Origin of the sequence: Sediminispirochaeta smaragdinae DSM 11293, assembly GCF_000143985.1 — a bacterium.
In the GTDB taxonomy this organism is placed as follows: Bacteria; Spirochaetota; Spirochaetia; order DSM-16054; family Sediminispirochaetaceae; genus Sediminispirochaeta; species Sediminispirochaeta smaragdinae.
The window spans coordinates 4,031,992-4,055,664 of the sequence record NC_014364.1 but is presented as its reverse complement, the minus strand read 5'-3'; the positions used below and the strand labels follow the sequence as shown (position 1 = coordinate 4,055,664).

25 protein-coding genes are annotated in these 23,673 nt (G+C 51.4%); 21 read left to right on the top strand and 4 right to left on the bottom strand.

From position 1 onward, the window contains the following. The first annotated feature begins 8 nt into the window (after positions 1–8). Genes SPIRS_RS18955 through SPIRS_RS18930 form a run of 6 tightly spaced genes read left to right on the top strand, consistent with a single transcriptional unit; the run spans position 9 to position 6,521 of the window. Positions 9–704 (top strand): LolA family protein, encoded by a 696-nt coding sequence (locus SPIRS_RS18955; RefSeq protein WP_013256305.1) that lies wholly within the window; start codon positions 9–11, stop codon positions 702–704. A 2-nt stretch (positions 705–706) separates the two neighbouring features. Beyond that, complete coding sequence (locus tag SPIRS_RS18950; protein WP_013256304.1) at positions 707–1,825, top strand: helix-turn-helix domain-containing protein; 1,119 nt, start codon at positions 707–709, stop codon at positions 1,823–1,825. 6 nt (positions 1,826–1,831) lie between these two features. After that, positions 1,832–3,157 (top strand): 30S ribosomal protein S12 methylthiotransferase RimO, encoded by a 1,326-nt coding sequence (gene rimO, locus SPIRS_RS18945; RefSeq protein WP_013256303.1) that lies wholly within the window; start codon positions 1,832–1,834, stop codon positions 3,155–3,157. Further along, positions 3,154–5,340, top strand: a complete 2,187-nt coding sequence (locus SPIRS_RS18940; protein WP_013256302.1) for an ATP-dependent helicase — start codon at positions 3,154–3,156, stop codon at positions 5,338–5,340. The genes rimO and SPIRS_RS18940 overlap by 4 nt, the downstream gene beginning before the upstream one ends. Next, entirely contained in the window at positions 5,330–6,235 is a 906-nt protein-coding gene (locus SPIRS_RS18935; RefSeq protein ID WP_013256301.1) for an aminotransferase class III-fold pyridoxal phosphate-dependent enzyme, read from the top strand. Before SPIRS_RS18940 ends, SPIRS_RS18935 begins: the two co-directional genes overlap by 11 nt. Next, positions 6,222–6,521: a hypothetical protein gene (locus SPIRS_RS18930; protein ID WP_013256300.1), complete on the top strand. Its 300-nt coding sequence runs from the start codon at positions 6,222–6,224 to the stop codon at positions 6,519–6,521. The genes SPIRS_RS18935 and SPIRS_RS18930 overlap by 14 nt, the downstream gene beginning before the upstream one ends. On the opposite strand, the gene SPIRS_RS22245 is transcribed toward SPIRS_RS18930, so the two are convergent. Beyond that, entirely contained in the window at positions 6,487–6,714 is a 228-nt protein-coding gene (locus SPIRS_RS22245; protein WP_013256299.1) for a ferredoxin, read from the bottom strand. The genes SPIRS_RS18930 and SPIRS_RS22245 overlap by 35 nt on opposite strands. A gap of 198 nt (positions 6,715–6,912) precedes the next feature. Between SPIRS_RS22245 and rplM the strand changes: the two genes are divergently transcribed. The 6 genes from rplM (at position 6,913) to SPIRS_RS18900 (ending at position 9,695) form a co-directional block, all read left to right on the top strand. Then, positions 6,913–7,341 carry a 50S ribosomal protein L13 gene (rplM, locus tag SPIRS_RS18925; protein ID WP_013256298.1) on the top strand — a complete coding sequence of 143 codons (429 nt, stop codon included), beginning with the start codon at positions 6,913–6,915 and terminating at the stop codon, positions 7,339–7,341. A gap of 19 nt (positions 7,342–7,360) precedes the next feature. Further along, positions 7,361–7,753 carry a 30S ribosomal protein S9 gene (rpsI, locus tag SPIRS_RS18920; protein WP_013256297.1) on the top strand — a complete coding sequence of 131 codons (393 nt, stop codon included), beginning with the start codon at positions 7,361–7,363 and terminating at the stop codon, positions 7,751–7,753. A gap of 122 nt (positions 7,754–7,875) precedes the next feature. Further along, positions 7,876–8,379 carry a regulatory protein RecX gene (locus tag SPIRS_RS18915; protein ID WP_245537626.1) on the top strand — a complete coding sequence of 168 codons (504 nt, stop codon included), beginning with the start codon at positions 7,876–7,878 and terminating at the stop codon, positions 8,377–8,379. Between the two features lie 64 nt (positions 8,380–8,443). Beyond that, complete coding sequence (locus SPIRS_RS18910) at positions 8,444–9,049, top strand: response regulator (protein WP_013256295.1); 606 nt, start codon at positions 8,444–8,446, stop codon at positions 9,047–9,049. 5 nt (positions 9,050–9,054) lie between these two features. Continuing rightward, a complete protein-coding gene (locus SPIRS_RS18905) occupies positions 9,055–9,423 on the top strand; it encodes a response regulator (RefSeq protein WP_013256294.1) in 369 nt (122 codons plus the stop codon). A gap of 2 nt (positions 9,424–9,425) precedes the next feature. After that, a complete protein-coding gene (locus SPIRS_RS18900) occupies positions 9,426–9,695 on the top strand; it encodes an acylphosphatase (protein WP_245537625.1) in 270 nt (89 codons plus the stop codon). A 96-nt stretch (positions 9,696–9,791) separates the two neighbouring features. On the opposite strand, the gene eno is transcribed toward SPIRS_RS18900, so the two are convergent. After that, positions 9,792–11,087, bottom strand: coding sequence for a phosphopyruvate hydratase (gene eno / locus SPIRS_RS18895; RefSeq protein ID WP_013256292.1), 1,296 nt, complete (start codon positions 11,085–11,087; stop codon positions 9,792–9,794). A gap of 111 nt (positions 11,088–11,198) precedes the next feature. Between eno and proS the strand changes: the two genes are divergently transcribed. The 7 genes from proS (at position 11,199) to SPIRS_RS18860 (ending at position 20,148) form a co-directional block, all read left to right on the top strand. Beyond that, positions 11,199–12,887 (top strand): proline--tRNA ligase, encoded by a 1,689-nt coding sequence (proS, locus tag SPIRS_RS18890; RefSeq protein WP_013256291.1) that lies wholly within the window; start codon positions 11,199–11,201, stop codon positions 12,885–12,887. Next, positions 12,887–13,801, top strand: a complete 915-nt coding sequence (locus tag SPIRS_RS18885) for a GNAT family N-acetyltransferase (RefSeq protein ID WP_013256290.1) — start codon at positions 12,887–12,889, stop codon at positions 13,799–13,801. Before proS ends, SPIRS_RS18885 begins: the two co-directional genes overlap by 1 nt. Before the next feature lie 85 nt (positions 13,802–13,886). After that, positions 13,887–15,683 (top strand): ABC transporter substrate-binding protein, encoded by a 1,797-nt coding sequence (locus tag SPIRS_RS18880; RefSeq protein ID WP_013256289.1) that lies wholly within the window; start codon positions 13,887–13,889, stop codon positions 15,681–15,683. Positions 15,684–15,778: 95 nt separating this feature from the next. Further along, on the top strand, positions 15,779–16,813 hold the full coding sequence (locus SPIRS_RS18875; RefSeq protein WP_013256288.1) for an ABC transporter permease: 1,035 nt from the start codon (positions 15,779–15,781) through the stop codon (positions 16,811–16,813). Positions 16,814–16,830: 17 nt separating this feature from the next. Next, positions 16,831–17,790, top strand: a complete 960-nt coding sequence (locus SPIRS_RS18870; protein WP_013256287.1) for an ABC transporter permease — start codon at positions 16,831–16,833, stop codon at positions 17,788–17,790. Continuing rightward, positions 17,790–19,091, top strand: a complete 1,302-nt coding sequence (locus SPIRS_RS18865; RefSeq protein WP_013256286.1) for an ABC transporter ATP-binding protein — start codon at positions 17,790–17,792, stop codon at positions 19,089–19,091. Before SPIRS_RS18870 ends, SPIRS_RS18865 begins: the two co-directional genes overlap by 1 nt. Beyond that, on the top strand, positions 19,081–20,148 hold the full coding sequence (locus SPIRS_RS18860; RefSeq protein WP_013256285.1) for an ABC transporter ATP-binding protein: 1,068 nt from the start codon (positions 19,081–19,083) through the stop codon (positions 20,146–20,148). The genes SPIRS_RS18865 and SPIRS_RS18860 overlap by 11 nt, the downstream gene beginning before the upstream one ends. A 50-nt stretch (positions 20,149–20,198) precedes the next feature. Here SPIRS_RS18860 and SPIRS_RS18855 read toward each other — a convergent pair whose 3' ends face one another. Next, positions 20,199–20,831, bottom strand: coding sequence for an HAD-IA family hydrolase (locus SPIRS_RS18855; RefSeq protein WP_013256284.1), 633 nt, complete (start codon positions 20,829–20,831; stop codon positions 20,199–20,201). A 44-nt stretch (positions 20,832–20,875) separates the two neighbouring features. Between SPIRS_RS18855 and SPIRS_RS18850 the strand changes: the two genes are divergently transcribed. Together SPIRS_RS18850 and SPIRS_RS18845 are read left to right on the top strand one after the other, a co-directional pair. Beyond that, positions 20,876–21,865 carry a C-terminal binding protein gene (locus SPIRS_RS18850; protein ID WP_013256283.1) on the top strand — a complete coding sequence of 330 codons (990 nt, stop codon included), beginning with the start codon at positions 20,876–20,878 and terminating at the stop codon, positions 21,863–21,865. A 3-nt stretch (positions 21,866–21,868) separates the two neighbouring features. Further along, positions 21,869–22,798, top strand: coding sequence for a nitrilase-related carbon-nitrogen hydrolase (locus SPIRS_RS18845; RefSeq protein WP_013256282.1), 930 nt, complete (start codon positions 21,869–21,871; stop codon positions 22,796–22,798). Here SPIRS_RS18845 and SPIRS_RS18840 read toward each other — a convergent pair. Beyond that, complete coding sequence (locus SPIRS_RS18840) at positions 22,782–23,585, bottom strand: glycoside hydrolase (protein ID WP_013256281.1); 804 nt, start codon at positions 23,583–23,585, stop codon at positions 22,782–22,784. The genes SPIRS_RS18845 and SPIRS_RS18840 overlap by 17 nt on opposite strands. Between the last annotated feature and the right edge of the window lie 88 nt (positions 23,586–23,673).

Sequence of the window (23,673 nt, the reverse complement as noted above, 5' to 3'; positions counted from 1 at the left end):
TGAGAGTTATGAACCAGCAAACAACTCGCCTGTTTCGGGCTTTTTCTCTTATCGTCTTTGTATTTCTTTCTGCCGCTTTGTCGGCTCAGGAAATCCTTACGGCCGAGCGTTTTTTCAACACGGTTTCCGATGCCTATGGAGAGGTTGATGATTATGAGGCCTTGATTACCATCAACCATGGTGATACCACAATGGAAGGGGTTTGTTATTATAAATCCCCCAATCTCCTGCGGATCAATTTTACCGAACCGAAGGATCAGACTATTGTCGTTGACGGTGAAAAGATGAGTCTTTACCTCCCGAGGCAGAATGTGGTACTCCGACAGCAGCTCAAACGCCATAGCCAGGTAGCCTTGGCCTCAATGGCCAGTAGTCAGGGCTTGGCTCTGCTCAAACGGGGATATAGTATCGCCTTTCTTGATGGTCCCGATCCTGTTCCTTTGGACGAAGGTTCCGATCTGTTGGTCCGTAATCTCAACCTTCATTGGCGGAGTACCGACGAGGGGTTTCGCCAGATCATCATTTCTGTGGATGAGGACTTGCGAATTCGGCGTATGAAAGGGATTACCGCCGATTACGAATCGTTTCAGTTCGATTTTAATGCTGTCGATGTAAACCAAGGGATACCCGATGCGCGCTTTCAGTATGATGAGCCCGCTTCTGCGTATGTCATTGAAAATTTTCTGTTTGAACCGGAAGAATAATAATGGAGTCGATTGGAGTCAAATTGCGGCAGACCCGTGAAGAGCGGGGGTATTCGATTGAACAGGTTGCCAGGGACACCAACATTGCTCGACGATATATTGACGCCCTTGAAAATGAGGATTTTTCCGTATTTCCGGGAGAACCCTATATCGTCGGATTTCTCAGAAACTATGCCGATTATCTCGGCCTTGAAAGTGAAGAGTTGGTTGGGCTGTACAGAAATCTTAAGCTCCAGGAGCAGCCTGCGCCCATGGAGCAACTTCTCGACCGAAAGCGAAAAATACCTGTCTTGCCTGCGGTAATCGTTCTTGTCGTTCTTGCTCTTATCGCGGCAGGTGTTTATCTTATCGGTTTTTCAGGAATGCTGGGAAAAGAAAAAAGTGGCACTGCCGGCGATGAGGCAGCAGCTGCCGCGGCTCCCGTATCCCCTGATGAGCAGATCGAGCACTTTCCTCTGGAAGAAGAGATCTTGGAAAAGCGCTTTTCCGTCAACGATGTTGTTTTTGTCTCTCTGGAAAACGGGGATGTTCCAATTACCATAACCTCCGTCGACCAGACGGTTGAAATGCGGACGGCCGCCGGTGATCTTGAGTTCTCCATGGATGAGGATCGGCAGGTGGATATCGACGGCGATGGTGAGGCCGATCTGAGAATTTTCGTGAACGATATTCTTGTTTCCGATAAAAGCGCTGTGATTCGTTTCGACCGTTTCCTCAAGCGTCCGCTGGAGGGGGGCGGTGAAGGTCTTGAAGAGACCGATTCCACCCCGGCTGTAGGGGAAAGCAGTGTCGCTTCTCGTCGTTTGGAGCCTGTTACCATTACCACGGCTTCTCGTCCTAATCCTTTTCAGGTAGAGCTTTCTTTTCGTGGTTATTGCCTTTTTCGCTATCTTTCCGATTCCTCTCAACGTGAGGAACGTTATTTCCACAAAGACGAACTTTTCCGGATCGATGTTGATCGGGAGATTCGGCTTTGGGTTTCCAACGCGGGATTGGTCACTGCAAAGATTACCGGAAAGGAAATGGATCTTGGTGGGGCTGGCGAGGTTTCGACCAAATTGGTCAGATGGGAGCGAAGTGAATCAGGGAATTACGAATTGAAGTTGATACCCGTCTATTGATTCTGGATGACGCATAAACGCTACTATATAGAAAAACTCGGCTGTGCCAAGAACCAGGTTGATGCCGAAATAATCGCCGCAAGGCTTGACGATGCAGGCTGGCAATACGTAGAGGATGCCGGAGCGGCAGATCTCATCATCATAAACAGCTGTGGTTTTATCGAAGCTGCACGGCAGGAGGCGGTTAATGTGACCCTTTCCGCCCGAGCCGACTATCCGAAGGCTCGAATTCTTTTTGCCGGTTGTATGGCGCAACGTTATGGGGCCCGACTCCTTGAAGAGATGACCGAGATCGACGGGGTTTTCGGGAATTTCGCCGTCGATGATATCACGGATATTCTTGAACCGCTTTTTGAGGATAAACGGCCGGTACTCTTGCCTGAGGAGACAAAACTCGCCTGCAACAGGAATCGGCTTTTTTCCTTTCCCGGCAGCTCTTACTTGAGAATTTCCGAAGGCTGCAATCACTTTTGTTCCTACTGTGCCATTCCCCTCATTCGCGGCTCGCTTCGCAGTGTGCCGATGGAACAGGTCGTGAAAGAGGCCGATCGGCTTATCAGGAACGGTGTGAAAGAGATCAATCTCGTGGCCCAGGATCTTGCCGCCTACGGGACGGACCAGGGAACAGCTTCCCTGTTTCCCGAGCTTCTGAGACGCCTCTCCTCCCTGGAGGGGGATTTTTGGCTTCGCATGCTGTACATACATCCCGATCATTTCCCAAAAGAAATTTTCCCCATTCTGCAGGCCGATTCCCGGATTCTTCCCTATTTCGATATTCCCCTTCAACATGCGCATCCTAAAATTCTCTCGAGCATGGGGCGCCGGGGAGATGCAGAAGGCTATCTTGCCTTGATCAGGGAGATCCGTTCTGCACTTCCCGATGCCACAATACGATCCACCTTTCTTCTCGGCTATCCGGGAGAAGGGGGGAAGGAAGCCGCCGCTTTGGAGTCCTTTATCGCCGAAGCACGGCTCGACTGGGCCGGTTTTTTCCTGTTTAGCCGTGAAGAGGGCACAAAAGCCGCTCTGTTGCGTGGGCCGCTGATGCAGCGTCTTGCCATGCCGGCAGCCGAAAGACGCCTTCGGCGCCTTCAGAAACTTCAGGAATCCATCAGCATGGAACGGGCCGCATTGCGGGTCGGCATCGAGACAAAGGTCTTGATTGAAGAGCCTGTTAAAGAAGAGGATGTAGCCCTTGGCCGGGCGTGGTTCCAGGCCCCTGAGGTGGATGGGGCTACGGTCGTTTCCGCTCCCGCTCTTAAGGCCGGCGATTGGATGACCTGTCGAATTGTACGAAGCAACGGATTTGATCTGGAGGCTGTCTGTGTATGAGTGAAGGGGATGTTCCTGCCTACCTTGATGCGCTGAACCGGGCTCAGCAAGAGGCTGTCCTGTATGAAGGGCCCTCTCTTTTGATTCTTGCCGGTGCCGGATCGGGAAAAACCAGGGTGATCACCTCGAAAATCGCCTACATGATCGATCGCCTCGGTTACGATCCCTATTCCATCCTTGCGGTTACCTTTACCAATAAGGCGGCAGGGGAGATGCGCCAGAGGGTTGCCGCAATGGTTCCCGACGGTGCCAAGGTAATGATCCGCACCTTCCACTCCTTCGGTGCCTGGCTTTGCCGCAGGCATGCCAAACTTCTGGACCTTGATCCCAATTTTACCATCTACGACGACGAAGACAGCCTTACCCTGCTCCATGCTTTGGAAGAGGGGAAGAAACGACGGGAGCTTGCTCCCTATGCCCATCTTATAAGCCGTGCCAAGGACTATGCCCTGTCTCCCGATGATGAACTTGAATCCCTTAGCCGAGATCCCGATTTTCCTCGTCTCTATCACAGCTACGAAGAACGGCTTCGGGAGATGGGAAATGTTGATTTTGGGGATCTTATTCTTCTTCCTGTGAGGCTTTTGCAGGGGTTTCCCGAGGTGCGGGATCGCTTTCACGGGCGGTTTCGGGTCATCCTTGTCGATGAATATCAGGATTCCAACGTTGCCCAGTACCATTTGCTGAGGGAATTGGCAGGACCGGACACCGCGGTCTGTGTGGTCGGCGATGATGATCAGTCCATTTATCGATTTCGAGGGGCAGAGGTAAAGAATATCGTTACCTTTCCCGATACCTTCCCAGGCACAAAGGTGATCCGGCTCGAGGAGAACTACCGTTCTACCGGAAGGATCCTCCAGGCCGCTTCGGAGGTGGTCTCCAATAATCGAAGTAGGCTGGGCAAAACCCTTCGGCCGACAAAGGGGGAAGGGGTTAAGGTTCGCCTCTGCTTTCTTTCCGATCAAAATGACGAAGCCGAGTATTGTGCAGGCTTGCTTTCCGATGGAAATCTCAACGATACGGCCATCCTCTACCGGACCAATGCCCAGTCGGCCGCCTTTGAGACCTGTTTTCTCCGTCGGGGAATTCCCTACAAGGTGGTAGGAGCCCTGCGCTTTTATGAGCGTGAAGAGATCAAGGATGCTCTCGCCCTGCTTGCCCTGTTGCAGAATCCGAAGGATGAGGTCGCCTTTCGACGTATCGTCAATAAGCCGACCAGGGGAATCGGGTCAAAGTCGGTGGCAAAGCTGTGTGACCATGGAGGACGGTTCTGTTCGGGGGATCTTCTGGCCGCCTGTGCGCAGGCGGATACCCTCCTTTCCGGCAAAGGTGCCCGCGGGGCCGGAGAGTTTTTTGCCGTCATGGAGGAAATCGGACGGCTCGTCGAACACTCCGATCTTGCCCAGGCACTGCAGGAGGCCCTCAGCCTCTCCGGACTCCTCGATTATTATTATCATCGGATGCAGGATGAGATCGCCATGAGCCAGAAGAGTGAAAACCTCCAGCAGCTGGTGGCTGCCGCGGCGGAATACCCCTCAGGCAGAGAGGGCTTGTCCGCCTTTCTTGAGGATCTTGAACTGGACCGTTCCCGTTTGGGTGGTCAGGACCCATCGGATGAGAATGGAGTAACCCTTATCACCATGCACAACACAAAGGGGCTCGAATTCGATCGGGTCATCATTACGGGTATGGAGGAGGGGCTTTTCCCAGGCAGGGGGGCAGACGATGAAGACGAGCTTGAAGAAGAGCGGCGTATCTTTTATGTCAGCATTACCAGGGCAAGGTATGAACTCTATCTCACCGGCTGCCGACGCCGTACCATCTGGGGGCGGACCGAAATGAGGCTTCCCTCGCGGTTTCTACGCGAATTGCCGAAAGAGGTCATAGAAGAGGAACGCGGTTTTGAGAATCTCTCGGCCGCCTCCGGGGCCCTGTCGACCAGGGATTACTGGCTGGAGACGGCCTCTTTCGGCTCCGGAACCGAACATGGGGAAGATGTGGAAGATTACCAAGGCTTTCCCCCCGGAACCATGGTATACCACGATGATTACGGCAGGGGCCAGGTGACTGCCGCCGTGATGCGGGATGGGGAACTTGTTGTGACGGTCCGTTTTGAGACGGGGAGGGAGGCTGAGTTTTTGCCCCGATATAGCGGATTGGAGAGGATCGGCGATGAGTGGTGACCTCGGATATGATGCGCTGCCCCCCATCCGGAGGGCCAGAGGCTACCGTCTCTACGATGCAGAGGGAAGGCGTTTCTTCGATATGTATCTTGACGGCGGCTCTGCCATTCTCGGACACCGCCCCGAACACATGCTTCGGAGCCTGAAGTCTTCGGCTGCAAAGGGCCTCTGGGCCGCGTTTCCCGGTAAGGACCTCCCCAGGCTTAAAAAAGCGATTGCCAGGCTTTGTGTTCCGATTTCGGGCATGGCCGGCAAACGGGGGTATAAAGCTCCTCCTTCCGTCCATCTTTTCAGAAACAGGGAGCGCCTGCTTGCCTTTTGTGCATCGGCGAAGCTTGTTGACCCAATGACCCTTTCCGTTGCCGAATGCCGCTCTGCGGTGGAGCGCGGCGCTCTTTTGTTATGGCGTCCCTTTGCTTCGGACTTCTGGGAACGACTGCTGGGTGATGAATCTCTCGAGATGCCGGAGGATCTGCGGATTGTTCCTGTGATCCCTGTTCCGGGGGATTTTGCTCCCTGGGCCCTTTTCTCCCTGAGGCGCATCGAGGAAACACCTTCCTGTGATTATGGCAATGAAGACCCTATTTCTGCTTCTGTTGCCGCGCTTACCGCAACGGCAGTACACGATTTGCTGCGCAAGGTGGAAGAGCCCGGACCCCTTTGGCCTTCCTTTGCCGAAGAGGCTGTCTCGTCGTTGCTTTGGAAAAGGATCGGACCCTATCTCGTTTGGAAGCTGGATAGAGATTCCTATGCTCTATTTCGTGCGTCGGCCCTGAAAAGGAGGATCGTTCTACCTCCTTCACCGGATGTTCCTGCGATCATCCCTTTCTCTGCCACCGAGGGTGAGGTACAATCCTTTTTGCGGATAGAGGAGGAATTCCATGGAAACCTATGAACTGGTGGCCCTTGTGGTACGGCTTTCCCTCGGCGGGGTGACGACGTTCCTTGCCATCATGCTTTGGTCTTCGACCCGGGACAGCGCGTGGATGTTGATTATCATGGCGGCCATTCTCTTCTATGGTAACGTGATGTATCAAACCCTTAGAGTTTTCGGCGTGGTCGGTGAGGGGATTTTTCTCATTCCCGGGGTGCTCCACGTATCGGTGGTACTGGAAAATCTGCCGATCCTCTTTCTTGCACTCGGGTTTATCGCAGCACTGTGGAAGAAGAGGAGACGATAAGAAGCGCCGATGTCGGACATTCTTGTCCAAGACGATCCAAACGCTCTGCCGTCACCTCGTCCTCAACGGTAAGGGGTTGAGATCCCAGATACTCGGCATGGCTGCGGCCGATTGTAAAATAATTGGGGAACTGATGCTCGCAAAGGCCACAGGCGATGCATACATCCTTATCAATTTCTATACGATACTTCATCTTCCGTTAAAAGATACAATCGAGACATCTTGACGTAAAGCGTAATTTGGTTATTCTTGTTACAGCGGATAATTCCGGCGAAGAGAAGATGGATGAAGGAGTAGGAGGTACAGCCCCGGCCCCCTGCCTTGACAGAAATCCCGTGATATGGGATTATTCCGTCCAATTCTCCGGTAAAAATGAAATAGAGGCAGATAAATGAAGACGATCATGAAGAAAAGCGGCGACCAGGAGACAAAATGGTATGTGGTCGACGCCGAAGGCAAGCGCCTTGGCCGAGTTGCCGAGAAGGTTGCTAGGGTTCTGCGTGGGAAGAACAAACCGGAATTCCTGTATCACCAGGATACAGGTGATTATGTCATAATTCTCAATGCGGCAAAGGCCGATTTGAGTGGAAACAAAAGAAACGCGAAATTCTATTACCGGCACTCCGGTTATCCCGGCGGTCTCACAATGGAAAGCTACGATAAGATGGTCCAGCGTAAGCCAACCTTTCCTATGGAGCATGCGATCAAGGGGATGCTTCCCAAAGGTCCTCTCGGAAGAGAGCTTTTTCGTCACGTAAAGGTCTATGCTGGAGCGGATCATCCCCATACGGCGCAGAAGCCCGAGACCCTTGAAATCTAACGGCGATAGGAGCAAATAGGTGGTAAAGAATCTTTCATTAGGAACAGGTAGAAGAAAAACAGCGGTAGCCAGGGTTTACCTTAGGGAAGGTAGTGGAGCCGTATCCGTGAACGGAAAGAGTGTTGATGATTATTTCAATAATCCCTCTTTTGTCTATGTGGTCAGACAACCCCTTGCAGTGACCGATAGTGAAGGTAAATTCGACATTGTTATCAATGTTAAGGGCGGTGGACCCTCTGGCCAGGCCGGAGCGTGTCGCCATGGCCTTGCCAGAGCCCTTGTAGAATACGATGCAGGAAATCTGACTTCACTCCGGGCAAACGGTTTTCTTACCAGAGATCCCCGAATGGTGGAACGGAAGAAATACGGTCAGCGCGGAGCACGGAGAAGATTCCAGTTCTCCAAACGGTAAGCGTGGTTCTTCAGAGCATACGCAAGGGAGCCGAAGGAAGAGGTGTATATCTCACCATTTCCGACGGCTCCTCTTTTTTTGTGCCGGGTGAATGTATTTTCACCCTACATCTTGTAGAAGGAATGGAAATCGGCGAAGAGTTGTTCTATGCTATTGAAGAGCAGTCTCGTATGCTTTCGGCATGGACCAAGGCCCTTGATCTTGTCGGGAGACGGGAACATAGCGCTTTCGAACTTCGTGGAAAGCTTTCGCGTCGCGGTTTTTCCGACCAAGTGATTCATACGGTGATAGCTCGCTTGGAGGAACTTCACCTTCTCGACGATAAGCGATTTTCCGAGATGTGGGTGGGATCGAGAATGCGCCGACATCCTGAAGGTAGAGTGAAGTTGTTGGCGGGGTTGGCGTCGAAAGGGGTTGATCGGACCATTGCCCGAACGGTTGTCGATACCCTTTTAGGACCTGAAGAGGAAACAGCGGCTCTTGAAGAAGCCGCCCGAAAACTGTTTCGCAAAGATGGTGTTTCGCGGAAGTCCATGGCGGCATCTCTGGCACGAAAGGGATTTTCCCGATCGAAGGTTATGCGGACTGTTGAGAAGTTTTTTGGTCCCTCGGAAGGTTTGCATTGACCTTTTAGATATTTTTGTTACAATAAAGGATATTCAGAAAACGGGCGAAGGAGATATACAATCCATGGCCAAAAATGGGAAAAAAGTGAGGATTTTTTCCGCACTTGAAGTCGCCAATATTTGTGGAGTTGTGAATCAAACTGCGATAAACTGGATAAAAAGCAATCATTTGAAGGCATTCACCACGCCCGGAGGTCAATACCGAATTTATGCCGAAGATTTGCTCTCTTTTCTCGAAGAGCGAGGTATGCGAATCCCCGAAGAGCTTGAAGATCTGCAGCGTCAGAAAGATCAAGACAAGGTCCTTATCATTGATGATGATCGAGAGCTGAATGATATGCTGAAACAATTCTTTTCCCGCAAGATGCCCGATTGGCAGATTAGTCAGGCTTTTGACGGTTTTGAAGCCGGTGTCGTTTTAAGTCGGGAGAAACCCGATATCGTTATCTTGGATATCGATCTCCCGGGAGTCAACGGACACCAGCTTTGCACCAAAATTAAAAAAGATGAGAGCCTCGGTTCGCCGGTTATCATTTCCGTGAGCGGCCTGGACGATGAGGCTGAGTCAGAAAAGATTATCAGCGAGGGTGCCGACGCCTTTTTTGCCAAGCCTGTTGATTTCGGTTCACTGCTTGCTGCCGTTCAGGATCTTGTGGCTGCCAGGGGGTAGCGTACATGCATGAGGAACGAAAAGGCCTTGTTTTAATTGTGGAGGATGAGGATTCCATACGCCTTACCCTCCGTGACTATCTTCAGAAGAAAGGCTTTAAGGTGTTGGTTGCTTCCGATGGTGTCGGAGCTATAAAGCAGCTTCTGGATCATGCCATAAAAGTTATAGTGACCGATTATCGTATGGATATTCTCGGCGGAGATTACTGGATAAAATTTCTTGATACCTATTGCAAGGATAAACGTATCTTCATCACGAGCGGATTTCTTCGACCGGAATTCAGTATCCCCTTTGAAGTGATCTATAAGCCTTTCGATTATGCGTTACTGGCGGAGAAGGTGGGAGACGCCCTCGATTCTGAATTGCAGGTTTGAATTTGGCAGCCTACCGAATTACCGTGTCGGGACGGGTGCAGGGGGTCGGTTTTCGCTACTCAGCAAAGCTGGCCGCCGATCGTGCGCGAATCAATGGGTGGGTACGCAACGAATATGACGGAAGTGTTCTTCTTTATGCTGAAGGAAGTCTGAAAGCGTGTCAGACTTTCATCGCATGGTGTAGAAAAGGTCCGTCGATGGCCAGAATCGACACTGTGCGTGTAAAGGAAGTTTCTCCCGAAGGCATACGCGGCTTTTCCGTTCGCTATTAACGGGCCACCAGTAAATTGAAATTGTCATACATGCCATAAAAAAGCTGCCCGGCGGGAACCGGACAGCTTTTTTTGTAAAACAAATCGTTTAGGATGTTAGCGTTTGATGGAGTAGAAGGCCTTCATGCCGGGATATTCGGCGACGCCTTCGAGATAATCCTCGATTCTCATAAGCTGGTTGTACTTAGCAAGACGGTCGGTTCGGCTCAAAGAACCGGTCTTGATCTGTCCTGTCTCCAGTCCGACAACCAGATCGGCGATGAAACTGTCTTCGGTCTCGCCCGATCGGTGAGAAACAACAGCGGTATAACCGGCCCTCTTCGCCATATCGACTGCTTCGAAGGTTTCGGTAAGGGTTCCGATCTGATTTACCTTGATGAGGATGGAGTTTGCAATGCCCTCGCTGATTCCCTTTCTCAGGCGCTTGGTGTTTGTTACAAACAGGTCGTCACCCACCAGCTGTACCTTCTTGCCAATCTTGTCGGTGAGGTATTTCCAGCCTTCCCAGTCGTCTTCGGCCATGCCGTCTTCGAGGCTGATGATCGGATATTTCTCTGTCCAGCTTGCCCAGTAATCGGCCATTTCGGTGCTTGAGTATTCTGCGCCGGTGGACCAGCGGAGCTTATACTTGCCGCTCTTTTCGTCGTAGAACTCGCTTGCGGCAGGATCGAGAGCAATCATGACATCTTCGCCTGGGCGGTATCCCGCTTTTTCGATGGCCTGAAGAATAAGCTCACAAGCCTCTTCGTTGCTCTTCAGGTTGGGTGCGAAACCTCCCTCGTCTCCCACTGCTGTGCTGTAACCCTTGTCCTTCAGGATGGATTTGAGGTTGTGGAACACCTCGGCGATCATGCGAATGCCGCCTCGGACATTCTGGGCGCCGACGGGCATAACCATGAACTCCTGGAAGTCTACGGAGTTGTCGGCATGAGAGCCGCCGTTGAGAATGTTGGCCATGGGAACCGGAAGAACGGTTGCGTGGTAGGCTCCGAGATACTTGAAAAGAGGCACACCGAGAAAGTCGGCGGCTGCCCGTGCTACCGCCATGGATACACCCAGAATGGCATTGGCGCCAAGTTTTGCCTTGTTCTCGGTACCGTCGAGTTCGATCATGGTGCGGTCGATATCAACCTGGTCGAGGACATCCAGTCCAACAAGCTCACCGGCAAGGGTGTCGTTGACGTTTTCCACGGCCTTGAGCACGCCCTTTCCCATAAAACGACTCTTATCGCCGTCACGAAGCTCTACGGCCTCATGTACACCGGTCGAAGCTCCCGATGGAACGGCTGCTCGTCCCATGGATCCATCTTCAAGAACGACATCAACTTCCACAGTGGGGTTACCACGGGAGTCGAGAATTTCTCTTGCTTCAATAAATTCAATAGTACTCATCATACCTCTCCTGTGCTGGTATTTCCTTCTATTTACTCAAACTATCCAATGAATAGCCGGTCAAGTCAAGGGCTGCTTGACCCCTCTTTCCGGGGAAGCTACAATACTGCAATGAGATACCGTCATCTGTTCGGTAAAACACTCAGAAGTACTCCGCAGGATGTAAAGAGCGAGGGACTTTCGTTTTTGCTTCGCGGAGGTTTTATACGCCCGCTTGGGCATGGCCTTTATTCCTATCTTCCCCTTGGTGTCAAGGTTGTCGAAAAGCTGAGAAAGATCATCAGAGAGGAGATGGATCGTCTCGGTGGTCAGGAGGTTTCGGTTCCGCTGGTGAATCCAGCCGATATTTGGAAGCGTTCCGGCCGGGAACACCTGATAGACCGCGCTATGATCAGGTTCTCCGATAGAAGTGGACGCCGCTATGTCCTTTCTCCCAGTCATGAAGAGGCCTTTGTCGAATTGGCTCGTTACGGACTTCGGTCGTATCGGGATTTTCCCGTTCTTCTTTTCCAGTTCCAAAGGAAATTCCGGGATGAGGAACGGGTGCGTCAGGGGCTTGTTCGACTGAAAGAGTTTGAAATGAAGGATGCCTACTCATTTCATCGCAGCGCTACGGCTCTCAATAATTTTTTTCCGAAGATGTTTGCCGCCTACGAGCGGATTTTTTCTCGCTGCGGCCTTGATATTCTCACGGCAGAGTCCGGAGTCGGATACATGCGGGGGGAAAAGGCCTATGAGTTCCTGCTTCCCAGCAACTTAGGTGATGATGTCGTCATGAGCTGCCCGGTTTGCGGTTATCGGGCCAATCGCCATGTGGCACGGGGGCGAAAACAGTACAGCCAGGGCGTACCTGGGCGCATGGAAGAGGTTCCCACTCCCGGTATTCAAACCATCGACGGGGTTTCCGAATTTCTCGGTGTACAAAATTCTTCACTCATGAAGTCTATTGTCTATCGTACTCCCGATGGATATGCCATGGCGGTCGTTCGCGGCGACTACGACATCAGCGAGGAAAAGCTTTCCGCCTATCTCGGCAAACCCCTGATCGCCTTTGCCGGGCCCTCCGAACTTGCATCCCTCGGGCTGGTTCCCGGTTATCTTGGCCCCCTGTCCGCTCCCCCTTCGTTGCCCGTTGTCGTCGACGACAGTGTGGCAGGTTCGGTGAATCTCATCACCGGAGGGGGGAAGCCCGATACCCATATTCTGAACTGTAATTTCGGCCGTGATTTTGAGAGCGAACACGTTGTCGATATCGCCATGATAAGGAAATCGGATCGATGCATCCAATGCGGCACCCCCCTCGAAGCGGTTAGGGCCATCGAACTGGGGAATATCTTCAAGCTTGGAGATTTCTATGCGAGGGGAATGGAGCTTGTATTTAGAGAGGAGAACGGTAAGAGGCTCTATCCCCACATGGGCTCTTACGGAATCGGTATCGACAGGCTTCTTGGCGCTATTGCCGAAACGAAAAGAGACGAGCGTGGTTTGCTTTGGCCGCCTTCTTTGGCCCCTTACCGCTTCTTTCTGATGGGGATCGGCAAGGGCGCATCCGTCAGGAGGGAAGTGGAACAACTCTATGCGTCGATAAGTGAAGATACACTTATCGACGACCGGAGCGAATCTCCCGGTGTTAAGTTCAAAGATTCGGAATTGATGGGAATCCCCTGGCGGATCGTAATTAGTGCTTCCACCCTGGAAGAGGGAAGGGCCGAACTCTACGATAGAAGAGCGGATAGGCGGCGGCTCGTGCCTCTTGCAGATATTCGCTCGGTGGTCAGGGCTCTCCGGGAGGAGTCGTAGTGAGCCATCGGGTCATCCTTTCATCCGAGGTGGTGGATCAAATCATTTTTGCCATGGAAAACCAGGAAGAGAGCTTTCTTTTTCATATGGAAAAGCTTGAGGTAGTTCCTGTTGCGGGTTTTGAAACGGAGGATGGAGGTGAATCCCTACCCGAAAAACTGGTTTCCATACCGCGCTGGTCCTCTGCCGATGGCTTTCGACTCATGGAGAAATTCGTTTCGAGTCTGAATAACCCCATGTATCGGGAAGAGCTTAGTCGTGCCCTTGCCGGGGGAAAGGGGGTTTTTCGGCGATTTAAGGATGTTCTCAAGAATCATGGTCCGCTTGAAAAGTTGTGGTACTCCTTTAAAGAACATGAGATGCGGCAAACGGTGCGGGATTGGTTTCACAGGAATGAAGAGGCCCGGGATCTTGCCTCTCTTGGGCCGGAACCGGAAGAGACCGGCGAGCTTGTGCTTAGTGATTTCCCGCTTGAGATACACCCCCTCCCGGAGCCGGTGGAAGAGGAGCTGGTGGAATATTGTTTTCAAGGGCTTTTTCCGGAGTCCGAGGAACTTCTCTTTCGTAGTTTTGTCGAGGAGTGCATGCTTGTGCTGGAAAACGGAGACGAGGTGGTAATGGTGTCTGCCGCCGCCCCTGACGGTGGGCGTGCCGGTTTTGCTCTCATGGCGGGATTCAATGCCGAAGAAGGTTTTGTGTTTCGCCTGCCTCTGCTCTTCGTGGATCCCCGTTTTCGGGGACTTGGCCTTGCAAAATTATTGATAGAACAGGCACGGGAAGAGGCTGCGGCAAGAGACGCTGCTGGTTTGCTGCTGGATATCCCGGGTAATGGTGCGGTTTTGCTTCCTTTCCTGGAAGAGGCCGGCTTTAGCACTGTTCGACGAAGTTGTTTTGTGAATTTACGCTTACAATAGTAATTACCATTGCCTACTGTGCTTGTCAAAGGCTAATATCTGTTTTAGTCTATAGAGCAAGTTTTTTTTTTATAAGGAGTGAAAGATGAAAAAGATCTTTGCACCATTCCTCGTGCTTGTTCTCTTATCTGCACTATTTGTTGGATGCGGTAAGAAAGAAGCTACACAGGAAGCTGCAGAAACGTCGGAACCTGCGGCGAAAGAAATCAAAAATCCGGATACCTTTGTGTATGCCAGTTATGGCACCGTAGAGAGCTTGGACCCCGCCCGAGCCTATGATGAAGTATCTGGTGGTGTAATCCAGAATTTATACGAGACATTGGTCTTCTTCGACGGCTCTGCCGTGGACAAGTTCGTTCCCGTTCTCTGTGAGGAGGTCCCTACGGTTGAGAACGGCGGTATCACCAACGGTGGAAAGACCTATACATTCAAAATCAAAAAAGGAATCAAATTCCATAGCGGAAATGAGCTCACCCCTGAGGTGGTGCGGTACTCTTTTATCCGTTCCATGGTAACCGATCCCGATGCCGGCCCTGTTTGGATGCTCTATTTCCCCTTCTTCGGTACCTACTCAAGCCGTGACGGAGATGGAAACATCGTTGCAAAGTGGGAAGATTTGCAGAATGCGATCCAGGTTGAGGGTGATTCGGTGGTTTTCAATCTGAAAGCCCCCTTCCCCCCATTCCTTGCGATTCTTTCGGGCTATTGGGCTGCAATTGTGGATAAGGATTTCGTTATTGCCAACGGTGGCTGGGACGGCACCGAGGCCACCTGGAAGAGCTTCAACGCACCTGCCAATGGAGAAGAAACCCTTAACGATATCGCTTCCGGTACCGGCCCTTACAAGCTTGACCGCTGGGAACGCGGTGTCGAGGTCGTTATGACTCGAAACGAGGATTTCCACGGTGAGAAGCCCGTCCTTGCAAAGGCCATCTACAAGGTCGTCGACGAATGGTCGACCCGAAAGTTGATGCTTCTTCAGGGCGATGCGGATTGTGTTGAGGTTGATCCCCTGTATTACGATGAGATGGATAAAGAGACTGGCATTACCGTTATTAAAGATTTGAAGGAACTTGGTGTTCGTGCAATCAACTTTAACCAGAAAATCAATGCCGTCGACAACCCTGCTATTTACAGTGGAAAACTCGACGGTGAGGGTATCCCTGCCGACTTTTTCACGGATAAAGATGTTCGTCTTGCCTTCAGTTACTGCTGGGATGAAGACACCTATCTCTCCGACATCCTGAGCGGGGCCGGCATCGACTGCCCGACGCCCCATGTTTCAGGACTTCCCTACCGAAACGATTCCCTTAAGCGGATCCCCTATGATACTGCAAAGGCCGAAGAGTACTTCAAGAAGGCCTGGGGCGGACAGGTTTGGGACAAGGGTTTTAAGATGGATTTCCTTTACAACACCGGAAACGAGGTGCGTGAGGCTTCCGTCAAGATGCTGGCCGAAAACATCATGAAACTCAATCCAAAATTCAAGATTAATGTTCGTGGAGTCGAATGGGCCAGCTATGTTCAGGCAACGCGAGCCAAAACCTTGCCCCTTTTCTACATCGGTTGGGGTGCAGACTATCCCCATCCCGATAACTTCATGACAACCTATATGCACTCACAGGGAGTTTACGGTGGTCGATGCGGTTACAACAATCCCGAGGCGGACCGTCTCCTCGAAGCCGGTGCCATCGAATCCGATCCTGCCAAGGCGAAAGAGATCTACTACCGCATACAGGACATATGGCTGGAGGATGCTCCCGGTATCGTTATGCATCAGCCGGTATCCCGCCGATACTTTAAGGACTGGGTAAAGGGCTATGTTTTCCATCCCATGGAGAACCATCCCCTTATTTTCAGCCAGTTTACAAAAGAGTATTAATATCGGCTTCCCATCAATCTATAACGGCTTCCCGGTTCTTTTACCGGGGAGCTGTTCCTTCCGATTGATTTTCATATACGATTCGGAGAAAACCTGTGAGTCTTGTTAACTATATCATTCGAAGACTATTCTTTATGATCTTTGTTCTGCTGGGGGTTTCCATCCTGGTTTTTTCGGTGATGATGCTTCTTCCTCCCGGTATGCGGGCGGCTGCCTATGTCACCAACGAAAAGATCTCCCCCGATCAGTTCGAAAATATTATCAGAACCTACGGCCTGGACGACCCTGCCCCGGTTCAGTATTTCCGCTGGATGGGTAATGTATTAAAGGGCGACTTCGGTTATTCGGCTACTGCCGAGGCTCCTGTCCTTTCGGCCTTTAAAAGCTATTTCCCTGTTACCTTCGAGCTTGTCCTCTATGCAACACCTCTTATTATCCTTTTCGGGATTTGGCTTGGAACCCTGGGGGCTATCCACAAGGATACGCCCATCGATCATGGTTCCAGAATTTTCGCAATTATCGGCTATTCTCTGCCGACCTTCTGGCTCGGCCTTATTTTGTTGATGCTTTTCTATGGGCTCCTCGGCATTTTCCCTCCCGGAACCCTCTCCAATGAAGGAAAAGATCTATTATATAGTCAGGGATTTCATCATTACACATCCCTTATCACCATAGATGCCATACTCAACGGTCGGTGGGGCCTTTTTAAAGATGCTCTCATGCATCTTCTTTTGCCTATTATCAATCTTGTCATCCTCTCTTCGGCCCTGATTATGCGCCTCATGAGAAGTAACATGCTGGAGCAACTTGGGCAGGATTATATTCGGACCGCTCTTGCAAAGGGTGCCGACAGGCGGACCATCAACTATAAACATGCACGGCGAAATGCCCTGTTGCCGGTCATAACGGTCAGTGGTGTCATGTTTGCCAATTTGATGGGAGGTATGGTGATTACCGAGACCATCTTCAGCAGAAAGGGACTCGGATGGTGGATGGCACGAGCTGCGACCCAGCTTGATGTCTCGGCAGTCATGTTCAACGTACTGTTTCTCGGTATGGTTTTTGTTACGGTGAATCTGATTGTTGATATCATCTATGCGGCTATCGATCCGAGAATCCGTCTTGGGTGAGTAAGGAGCCTTACGTTATGCAGACAAACGACAATCAGCAGACCATCAACGCCGAGGCGGTTAAGCCGGTAGTAAGATCGGCCCATCCCCGATGGAAAGAGTTCGGTTTTTCGATGAAGCGGCTCTTCAAGAATCCTCTGACCATCATTGGTGTATCCATTATTCTCTTTTTCGCAGTTCTGGCGATTTTTGCCCCTTTACTGGCCCCACCCGAGTATCCGGATGATCCCTATAAGATGCCTCACAACGGCTGGAAGATGACTCCGTCGCCTCCCTCCGCGGAGAACCCGCTCGGTACTCTGCCGCAACAATACGACATTCTCTACGGTATCATCTGGGGCGCGCGAAACGCCTTCAAGATTGGTATTCTTGTCGTTCTTGCGAATTTGGTCGTGGGTATTGTTCTTGGTGCCCTTGCCGGTTATTTCGGGGGGATTGTCGATGAGATCATCATGAGAATAACCGACATCTTTTATTCGATTCCATTCCTTGTCATGGCGATGGCCCTTGTTGTGGCCATCGGGCGAGGGTTGCAGTCGATTGTTATTGTGCTCATTATTTTGAACTGGCCCAGCTATACGCGGGTTATTCGTTCGGAGATTTTGGTTGTCCGGGACATGGATTATGTTCAGGCGGCAAAGGCGAGCGGAGCGGGGCATCTTTGGACCCTCATCCGCCATGTTATGCCCAACAGTGTTTTTTCGGTTATTATTGTCGCTTCGATGCAGATAGGTACAACGGTCCTTTCTGCGGCGAGCCTTTCCTTTCTCGGGCTTGGATCCGGGGCCGAATATGCCGATTGGGGGCAGATGGTTTCCACTTGCAGAAACTGGATTGTCGGGCCTCCGGGTGATCGGCTTGCCTTTTGGTATGTGGTGTTGATTCCCGGCTTCACCATCGCGCTGTTTGTACTCGGATGGAACCTTCTCGGGGACGCCATTCGTGACGTTTTCGATCCAAAGATGCGGAGAAAATAGTGGAAAAGCTTGCTGATACGAAGGAGCTCTATACCAATTTTTATACTTTCGAGGGCGTCGTTAAAGCGTTGAACGGGGTCAGTATCCATGTCAACAAGGGGGAGACCTACGGCCTCGTGGGCGAGTCGGGATGTGGTAAAAGCGTGACCGTCCGTTCCATGATGCGGATTGTACAGGCTCCCGGCCGAATCGAAAGCGGACAGATTCATCTCTTTTTCAGCGAAGAGCAGCGGGACAAAGCGATCGATATCGTGGGTCGTAGCGAAGCCTTTATGCAGACGATCCGGGGAAACGACATCTCCATGATCTTCCAGGAGGCCTCCAGCTCGCTTAATCCTGTGCTTTCCATTGGTGAACAGGTGGGAGAGAGTTTTCAGTTTCACCGTATGCCCCAGATGCTCGAAGAGACGGAAAAAAGACTTTCAGAAGATATCAATGCCGGAAAGGGGCTTGTCCCCTACAAGAAGATGATTCGTGGTCTCATGGCGCGGGAACGGGCGGTATATGAACGGCACAATCGATTGGTGCTTGAGATTGATGAACAGCTCTACCGACTTGAAGAGGCCACAGATGCCTCTGATATTAGAAAACGGGAGGCTCTGAAACGGCACCGGGAGCATATTCGTAAAAAGGATCCTTTGGTGCAGTTTGCCTCGCATGTTCCTTTTTTCAAGCGTTATCGGAAGCGGATTGCCTTTACCATCAGGGTTCATGTGATCGAACTTTTGCGGCAGTTGGGGGTTCCCAATCCCGACAATGTGGTGGATCGATATCCCCATGAACTTTCCGGCGGTATGCAGCAGCGTATCGTCATAGCCATCGCTCTGGCGTGTCATCCCCGTATGTTGATTGCCGATGAGCCGACAAGTAATCTCGATGTTACCATTCAGGCTCAGATTCTCGACCTCATCAAGAAGCTAAAAGAAACCCTCATTTCTTCTGTGCTGTTTATCACCCATGATCTCGGCGTTGTTGCCGAGGTATGTGACCGGGTTACGGTCATGTACGCCGGTGATGCGGTGGAGACGGCGGAGGTAAAAGAGCTTTTTAAGAATCCGCTTCATCCCTATACCAAGGGGCTCATGAATTCGGTTCCGAAGGTTGAGCAGGAGGGAGCTCTACAAACCATTCCCGGAACGGTTCCTAATTTAATTCATCCGCCGACAGGCTGCCGATTCCATCCACGCTGTCCTTATGCAATGGATATCTGCAAGAAAGAAAAGCCGGTCACCATCGAGCATTCGAAGGATCACTTTGTCGCGTGTCATCTCTTCACGGGGGAAAAGCATAATGAACGATAACATCCTTGATATCAGAAATCTGAAAAAATACTACCCCGTAAAGGGGGGCGTTATGCGTCGGCATATCGCAGATGTGAAGGCGGTGGACGATGTCTCTTTCCAGATTAAACGAGGCGAATGTCTCGGTATGGTTGGAGAATCCGGCTGTGGCAAAACAACCTTAGGAAAGGCCATTTTACGACTTCACGATGCCACTGCCGGGCGTGTCTATCTCGATCAGGATGCAGAAAAGATCGAGGAGCTTGAGGCTCTGTTTGCCTCCGACAAACCGGAGGCTGTCGCACAGGCCGAGGCCATGCGAAAGATGATGGACCTTACCCGCCTTAAGGGCAGAGCCATGAAGGAGGCCCGCCGAAAGATCAATATCGTTTTTCAGGACCCTTCAAACTCCCTTAATCCCCGACTTTTAATTAAGGATATCGTCGGTGAGCCGATGATAATCCAGCATGTCTATTCCAGTGCGGCAGAGGTTGAAGAGCGGGTAGTCGAACTGCTTGGCACTGTCGGCCTTTCCCGTGAGCACATGCGCCGATATCCTCATGAGTTTTCCGGAGGACAGCGGCAGCGTATTGCCGTGGCCCGTGCCCTTGCAACCAATCCCAAGTTTATCTTGATGGACGAGCCTACCAGCGCCCTTGACGTTTCGGTCCAGGCGCAGATCCTGAATCTGCTCAAGCGGCTTCAGGATGAATTCCAACTTACCTATCTTTTTGTCACCCACCACCTCCTGGTGGTGAAGTATATCACTCAGCGGATTGCCGTAATGTATCTTGGCAAGATGATGGAGCTCTCTCAGACTCCTGAGTTGTTCAAGACACCGTTGCATCCCTACACCAAGGCGCTGCTTTCTGCAATTCCCATTCCGGATCCTGAGACCAAGATTGAAAAGATCATCCTTTCGGGGGATGTTCCAAATCCTCTGAACCCTCCGTCCGGTTGCCGTTTCCATCCGCGATGTCCCTATGCCAAGGAGATTTGCAAAGAGCGCATTCCCGAGCTTGAGGATGCCGGAGGCGGCCATCTTGTTGCCTGCCACAGATGGCGGGAACTCAATTGAACAAAAAAAACGGCCGTCTCCATGGAGATCGGCCGCTTTTTTTTGTAAGCTTATCGCAAAACGGTTTCGATTTGATGAATGGACGTGACCGTATCAAGGTCTGTCCCCTTATGTCTGCCGCTTTCATCCACCAGAAGCACATGACCGCCCATTTCCCGAAACGCATAGAGGTATCGCGGCATATCGTCGACAAAGAGAACCTCTTCCGGCCGGCATCTTATCGTATCAAGAGCCCTCTTGTATGCTCCCCAATCGGGTTTCCCAAGCATGCTGTTGGAGCGGAGATCGAAGATATGTTCCATAAGATGGCGAATCTCAAGAAATTCGGATACCCTGACGGCATGCTCCATTGGGCTGTTGGTGAGAATCGATGTACGCTGAGGAATTCGTTTGATCAACTCGACCAGCACGGGATCCTTTTTCAGATAGCGTCCGACGTCCTTTGGGTGGATTGCTTCGAAGTAGGAGTCGGGATTCTCAAGTCCCTTCTCTTTCTGGAGCCATTCGAGGGTGGTCCCGTATTCTTTGCGTTTTACTTTTCTGACAGCCTCTGCCTCCTCAACGGGAAGCTTGAGATAATCGGATACAAAAGAGAGAATGTTCTCTTTAAAGGCGAGGGCAAGGCCGCTTGACGACGGGTAGAGGGTATCGTCGAGATCGAAAAGGATATAGGATATCTGCATAGTCAGATTAGAGCATGTTATGAAAAAAGAGACAAGGAGTGTGCATGTTTCGCGTAGTTGTTACCGATGATCGATTTGCCGGAGATTATGCCCCTGAGCTTGGCGTGTTGGAAGCTTGTGATGCAGAACTTGTTGCCGGATACGAGCTTGGTACGGAAAATTTACGAGCCGTGTGTGCCGACGCCGATGCAATTCTGGTCAACCAGATGGTTCTTGATGCCGATTTCATCAGCGGCCTTCGTCGATGTCGTGTCATCAGCCGGTACGGGACCGGATACGAGAAGGTGGATGTACGGGCCGCTACCGAGAAGGGAATCTGGGTGGCGCGGGTTCCCGACTACTGTTATGATGAGGTGGCCGAACACGCTCTTGCCTTGCTTTTAGCCGTGACCAGAAGGGTCTCCTTGCTCGATCGGCAGGTACGTTCAGGCGGATGGAATATTCATTCCTCGCTTTCCATTCCGCGTTTAAGCGGGAGATCTCTTGGTATTTTAGGCTACGGCGGTACGGGGAGAAGTTTTCATCGAAAAGCGTCAGGATTGGGCTTTTCTCGAGTGTTGATCTGCGACCACCATGCCGACCATCACAATGTGGCCGTCGGAGAGGCGGAGATCGTTGATTTTCAAACCTTACTTGCACAATCGGACATCATCTCGATCCATATCCCCATGCGGCAGGAGAATTACCACCTGATCGATGCAGACGCCTTTTCGAAGATGAAAACAGGTGCTGTTCTCATCAATACAGCTCGGGGGGCCCTCGTAGACCAGGAGGCCTTACTCGCCGCTCTCCGAGAGGAAAAGCTGTCTGCCGCAGGCCTCGATGTCTTTGAAGAGGAACCCCCTATCGGCGACGCCAGGCTTTCCTCCTATCCGCAACTGGTGCTGACCGATCACTGTGCCTATTACAGTGAGGAATCCATTGTTGAGCTGAAACAAAAGTGTGCGGAAAATGCCCTTCTCGTTTTACAGGGTAAGGCACCCGCTTCTTTTGTCGTGGATCTTTCCCAAACATTTCGACCGGATAACTTTTAAGGCATGAAGCGTCGTCTGCTCGGCTTTTTCTTTCTCATTCTCTTCTTCCCTTCCTTTACGGCCGCTGAAGAGGGAAGGACTCTGACCATTGCCGTATGCCAATACGAGGTCAGCGAAACACTGTATCTCGATGTCGGGGCTTTTGAAGCCAAGGCACACGATATCATGACCCGAGCCGAGTCTTCCGGCGCCGATCTTCTTATCATTCCCGAGTATGCAAATGTGATGCTTGCTTTTCTTCCGGATGCAAACCAGCTGGAGGGGGTACGCACCATCGAAGACGGCCTTGCCCTTCTCACCGGCCCTGATCGTCCCTTTCCGGACTTGAAGACCCTCTTTCTGAAGCGCTCACCGATGGTTAGGAAGCACATGGATAGGGTATGGGGGCAGGGGGCTCGACTGCATCACCTGATGATTCTTGCCGGGACCTACTTTGCCGAAGATGGAGGACGGCTTTTTAACCGTCTGGTACTCTACGGCCCGAATGGAGAGGTGATGTATGAGCAGGATAAGATCCATCTCACGCCCTTTGAACGCGGAATAGTCGAATTGGATGCGGGATCTCCTCAGGCTGCCAGGCTTGTCACGGCCGGAGGATTAAAGTTAGGATTTTCCATTTGCCGGGATACCTTTTTCGACGATTATGCCAATCTCATGGAATCGGCGCAGGTGTGGATAGATCTGAAGGCCAATGGTGAGCTCTATACAGAGGAGACAGAGGCTCTTTTCTCCAGAGCTCTGCCATCCCGCCAGGCTGAGTATCACTTCCCATGGGGAGTGACCGCCTGCCTGAACGGAAACTTCTTCGGCCTGCTCTGGCAGGGGCCAAGTGAGATCACCCGCTACCGAAAGGAAACGAAAACTGTGGAAACGGTGCTGCGTGCCGACAATCCTGGGCAGGAACGCTTTTTACTTTTTACCGTGAAGCAATAGAAGGCTTTGCCCCGATTCGTACCACAGAAACGAGCTCTCCTGAACTTTTTGATGCCATGCGGTTATTCATGGGATCCGCAACACAGATTCCATTGCGAATAAAGGCGTAATAGTGTGTTCCCTCTGGAAGGGGTAAGGTTATGGTGAAAAGGCCGGGTATATCCCGGCTCTCGGCCATTCGATACATAAAAGGGTCCCAATCGTTGAAGCTTCCCGCGAGATAGATCCTGGAACCTGAGCTTGCCCTGTAACGGAAGGTGACCTTCCCCTCTCTGTTAAGCTCGGGGCTTTTGAAAGAAAGAACACTTCCCTTTGGAAGGGGAAGAACCGAAACTTCCAGACCGCTGGGTTCTCTCTCCGTGGCAATGGAGACCGGATCGACCATCCACAGACCATCTATAATGAGACGATACTTCACCTCCTCTTCTCCCGGAGGAATAGGCAAGAGGCAGAAAAAGACACCTGTCTCTTCGGCTCCCTCTTCCTTTCCGGTATCGACGACCCTTTGAAAAGGGTGAATGGTCTGGTAGGATTCATGGGCGAAAGCTATTCCCACCGACCTAATCTGTCTTTCCGAAAAACGGTTCGGGGCATAGGTGAATACAATGGAATCACCATATATCTTTGGAGACTCCGCACTTCGAAGCTCTTGAAGCCATACATGGAGTGCCATGTCGATATCGTTTCCCTTTGTTGCCTCCTCCTGAGCCCATGATACAAGCACAGGAGATAGAAGGAGGAAGAAAGAAAATAGAAGCCGTAGCGCGTGGAATATGTTACCTTTCATTGTCTCTTTGTCTATCGGAAGGATAAGCCATGTTCTTGAGAAGCTCTTGCAGCTCTTACAGCGACGAAAGAAATAACACTAACGCGGC